The organism is Lysobacter arseniciresistens ZS79 (genome assembly GCF_000768335.1).
GTDB classification, from domain to species: domain Bacteria; phylum Pseudomonadota; class Gammaproteobacteria; order Xanthomonadales; family Xanthomonadaceae; genus Novilysobacter; species Novilysobacter arseniciresistens.
In genome coordinates, this window is the sequence record NZ_AVPT01000058.1 from 1 (window position 1) to 4,692 (window position 4,692).

At 68.6% G+C, this 4,692-nt stretch carries 2 protein-coding genes; both read right to left on the bottom strand.

What is annotated here, in order from left to right:
• Window positions 1-35 precede the first annotated feature (35 nt).
• Window positions 36-2,189 (bottom strand): S9 family peptidase, encoded by a 2,154-nt coding sequence (locus tag N799_RS13865; RefSeq protein ID WP_036213852.1) that lies wholly within the window; start codon window positions 2,187-2,189, stop codon window positions 36-38.
• Between the two features lie 200 nt (window positions 2,190-2,389).
• Window positions 2,390-4,501: a prolyl oligopeptidase family serine peptidase gene (locus N799_RS13870; RefSeq protein WP_036213855.1), complete on the bottom strand. Its 2,112-nt coding sequence runs from the start codon at window positions 4,499-4,501 to the stop codon at window positions 2,390-2,392.
• Between the last annotated feature and the right edge of the window lie 191 nt (window positions 4,502-4,692).

Below are 4,692 nucleotides of genomic sequence, written 5' to 3' on the forward strand. Positions count from 1 at the left end.
CTCGTCGTCCCCGGCTGCCCGGGGTAGGTCGCTCTTCAGCGGGCGGCTTCCGCGACGTCAAGGCGGTCGAGCAGGAAGGCGTACATCTCCGCCAGTTCGCGGTAGCGGCGGAAGCGGCCGGACTTGCCGCCGTGGCCGGCGTCCATGTTGGTGCGGAACAGCACCGGCGCTTCCGATGTATTGAGGTCGCGCAGGCGGGCGACGTACTTGGCCGGTTCCCAGTACTGCACCTGCGAGTCCCACAGCCCGGTGCCGACGAACATCGCCGGGTAGGCCTTGGCCTCCAGGTTGTCGTAGGGCGAGTAGCCGAGCATGTACTCGTAGGCTTCGACGCTGGTCTCCGGGTTGCCCCACTGGTCGTACTCATTGGTGGTCAGCGGGATCGAGGGGTCCAGCATCGTGGTCACCACGTCGACGAAGGGCACCTGCGACAGGATCACCGAGTAGTCGTCCGGCGCCATGTTGGCCACCGCGCCGACCAGCAGGCCGCCGGCGCTGCCACCGTAGGCGGCGACCCGGTCCGGGGCGGCGTAGCCCTGCTCCACCAGGCCGCGGGTGACGTCGATGAAGTCGGTGAAGCTGTTCTTCTTCGACATCAGCTTGCCGTCGTCGTACCACTTGCGGCCCATCTCCTGGCCGCCGCGGATGTGGGCGATGGCGTAGACCATGCCGCGGTCGAGCAGGCTCACCACCGGCAGGTTGAAGCTGGGGTCCATCGAGGCGCCGTAGCTGCCGTAGCCGTACTGCAGCATCGCCGCGGTGCCGTCCTTCGCAAAGCCGTTGCGGTAGACCAGCGACACCGGCACCTTCACCCCGTCGCGGGCGGTCACCCAGACCCGCTCGGTGGTGTACCGGTCCGCGTCGTAGCCGATCACCGGCTGCTGCTTGAGGGTGCGGCGCTCGCCGGTCTTCGTGTTGAGCTCGTAGGTGGTGGCCGGGGTGGTCAGCGAGGTGTAGCTGTAGCGCAGCCAGTCGGTGTCGGGCTCGGAATTGGTCGACAGGCCCATCGAGTACGCGCTCTCGTCGGCCTTGACGTATTCGGCCTCGCCGGCCGTGGTGCCCGGCTCGCCACGCAGCAGGCGGATGCGCTCCAGCCCGCCGGAGCGCTCGTCGATGGCGGTGAAGCCGTCGAACAGCTCGAAGCCGCCGATGAACACGTCCTCGTCGTGGCCGATCCACTCCTGCCAGTCCGCGCGCGAGGTGGCGTTGCTGGGCGCGGTCATCAGCTTGAAGTTGGCCGCGGGGCTGCCATCCGGGCCCGGCGCATTGGTGCGGATCACCCAGCGGCCGTCGTGGTGGTCGGCGTCGTACTCGACGTCGCGCTCGCGCGGGGCCAGCACGGCGAACTCGCGCGGGTCGGCGGCCGGCGCGCAACGCGACTCGCTGGAGACCGTGCTCTCCACCCCGATGCAGATGAACCTGTCATCGCGGGTGCGGCCGATGCCCATGTAGAAGCTGTCGTCGTGCTCCTCGTAGACCAGCAAGTCGTCGCTGGCCGGGGTGCCGAGCACGTGCTTCTTGACCCGCACGGTGAGCAGCGTCTCCGGGTCGTTCTCGACGTAGAACAGCGTGCGGTTGTCGTCGGCCCAGACGATGTTGGGCGAGACGCCGCGGATCACGTCGTCCAGCACCGCGCCGGTGGCGATGTCCTTGACCCGGATGACGTACTGGCGGCGGCCGACGTCGTCCTCGGCCCAGGCCAGCAGGCGGTTGTCCTGGCTGACTTCCCAGTCGCCGACGCTGAAGTAGTCCTTGCCGTCGGCCATCACGTTGACGTCGAGCAGGACCTGTTCGGTGGCGTCCATCGAGCCTTCGCGGCGCGCGTAGACGGGATAGTCCTGGCCGGTCTCGAAGCGGCTGTAGTACCACCAGCCGCGCTCGCGATACGGCACCGAGCTGTCGTCCTGCTTGATCCGGCCGACGATCTCCTCGTACAGACGATCTTCCACCGGCTTGAGCCGCGTCATGTAGGCGTCAACGTAGGCGTTCTCGGCCTCCAGGTAGGCCAGCATCGCCGGATCCTTGCGGTCGTCGTCGCGCAGCCAGTAGTACTCGTCCTGGCGCTGCGCGCCATGCGGCGCGGTGACGGTGTGCGGGCGCTGCTCGGCGTCGGGCGGCGGCGGCAGGTCCTGGGCGAGGGTCGGGGTGGAGACGGTCATCAATGCGGCCAGCAGCAGGGTGGGCTTCATGGGATGGGGTCCGGGGGTGGGAAGTGCAACCGGGGAATCGGGTTCGTGGGTTGTTCCGATGTTCGACTGGACTTCCTTCGGTCGTAGGAGCGACGTGAGTCGCGACCCGCCGAACGATGGAGGCGATGTACAGGTCGCGACTCACGTCGCTCCTACACGAAACAGAAAAGGGCCGGCGAAAGGCCGGCCCGTGGTTCACATCAATCGGTCAGCTGGTTCCACAGGAACGTGTAGGCCAGCGCGCTCATGTGCGCGGCCTGCTTGTTGTTGGCCGAGCCGCCGTGGCCGCCTTCGATGTTCTCGTAGTAGCGCACGTCCTCGCCGCCTTCGAGCATCTTCGCCATCATCTTGCGGGCGTGGCCGGGGTGGACGCGGTCGTCGCGGGTGGAGGTCATGAACAGCGTCGGCGGGTAGTCCTTCGCCGGGTCGTACAGGTGGTACGGCGAGAAGGTCCGGATGAAGGCCCATTCCTCCGGCTTGTCCGGGTTGCCGTACTCGGCCATCCACGAGGCGCCGGCCAGCAGCTTGTGGTAGCGCTGCATGTCCAGCAGCGGCACCTGCACCACGATCGCGCCGAACAGCTCCGGGTACTGGGTCAGCATGTTGCCCATCAGCAGACCGCCGTTGCTGCCGCCCTGGATGCCGAGCTTCCGCGGCGAGGTGATGCCGCGCTGGACCAGGTCCTTCGCCACCGCGGCGAAGTCCTCGTAGGCCTTGTGGCGGTTCTGCTTCAGCGCGGCCTGGTGCCAGCGCGGGCCGTACTCGCCGCCGCCGCGGATGTTGGCGACCGCGTACACGCCGCCCCTCTCCAACCAGCCCTTGCCGACGCTGCCGGAGTAGCCCGGGGTCATCGAGATCTCGAAGCCGCCGTAGCCGTACAGCAGGGTCGGCGTGCTGCCGTCGAGGACCAGGTCCTTCGGCTTGACGATGAAGTACGGCACGCGAGTGCCGTCCTTGCTGGTGGCGAAGAACTGGTCGACCTCGTGGGTCGAGGCGTCGAAGAACGCCGGCATCGACTTGAGCACCTGCGGCGCCTCACCGGCCCCGGCGATGGCGAAGGTCGCCGGGCTGAGGTAGTCGTCCGAGTACACCCACACCGCGTCGCTGTGGTCGGCGTCGACCGCTGCGACGTTGACGCTGCCGTCGGGCTGGCCGGTGAAGTCGCTGCGGGTCCACTCGCCCTCGCCGTCCGCCGGGGGAGCCAGCACCTGCAGGTCGTTCTTGACGTCGTCGAGCACGTTGAGGACGAGGCGGTTGGCGGTGGCGGTGACGCCGGCCAGCGAGGTGGTCTCGCTCGGCGCGAACAGCACGGTGAAGTCGCGGCCGCCGGCCATGAAGGCATCGAAGTTGGCGGCGATCAGGCTGCCGGCCGGGAAGGTCCGGCCACCGGCCTCGTACGGATCGCGCAGCTCCAGCACCAGCCAGTCCTTGTGCACCGACTTGTTGGCCGAGTTCGGCGCGTCGATCTTCTTCAGCCCGCCGTCCGGACCGACGAGGTACAGCTCGTCGTTGTAGAACGCCAGCGTGCGGCTGACGAAGTCGCGCTCGTAGCCCGGCGTGTGGTCGTGCATCGCCGCGATGTACATGTCATCGGGCTTGCCTTCGTAGACAACCTCGGCCGCGCTCATCGGGGTGCCGCGGGTCCAGCGCTTGACGATGCGCGGGTAGCCCGATTCGGTCATCGAGCCGGCGCCGAAGTCGGTGTAGACGTAGACGCTGTCGCGGTCGATCCAGCCCAGCCCGCCCTTGGCCTCGTCGCGGAAGAAGCCGCCGTCGACCCAGTCCCTGCTGGCCAGGTCGAACTCGCGGGTGACGTCGGCGTCCGCGCCGCCACGCGACAGCGCGACCAGGCAACGCCGGTACTCCGGCGGCAGGCAGTCGGCGCCGTGCCAGACCCAGTTCTCGCCCTCGGCCTCGTTGAGGGCATCCAGGTCGATGACGGTTTCCCACTCGGGGCTGTCGCTGCGGTACGACTCCAGCGTGGTGCGGCGCCAGATGCCGCGCTCGTGCCGGGCGTCCTTCCAGAAGTTGTAATAGTGGTCGCCGATCTTGCCGATGTAGGGAATCTTGGCGTCCGAATCGAGGATCGCGCGGATCTGCGCTTCCAGCTGCTTGAACTGCGGCGTGCTGGCCAGCTCCTTCTCGGTGACGGCGTTGCGCGCCTTGACCCAGTCGAGCGCCTTTTCGCCTTCGACGTCTTCAAGCCAGAGATAGGGATCGGTCACGGCGGCCTCCTGCGCGTGGGTGGCGCCGGCGGCCAGGGCGAGGCCGGTGATCAGTGCGGCCTGGCAGGCCTGCGACAGCGTGGACATGGGCGCTCCGGGATTGTGGCAAAGCCCCGAAGCTAGCACAGCGGTGGCTGCGCCCAGACGTGCCCGGAGTCATGCCGGACCGCCACGCAGGTCGCGCGACTTCAGGCCGCGCGCGGCAGCGACGGCAGCGCGCGCGATGGACCCCGGCGGCGCGCCTGCGGCCCGACGCGGCGCCGCGGGACCGCGGCCGC

Excerpts from the sequence above, each read along its gene's own strand:
- N799_RS13865 (WP_036213852.1), bottom strand. The coding sequence starts at position 2,189 with ATGAAGCCCACCCTGCTGCTGGCCGCATTGATGACCGTCTCCACCCCG.
- N799_RS13870 (WP_036213855.1), bottom strand. The coding sequence starts at position 4,501 with ATGTCCACGCTGTCGCAGGCCTGCCAGGCCGCACTGATCACCGGCCTC.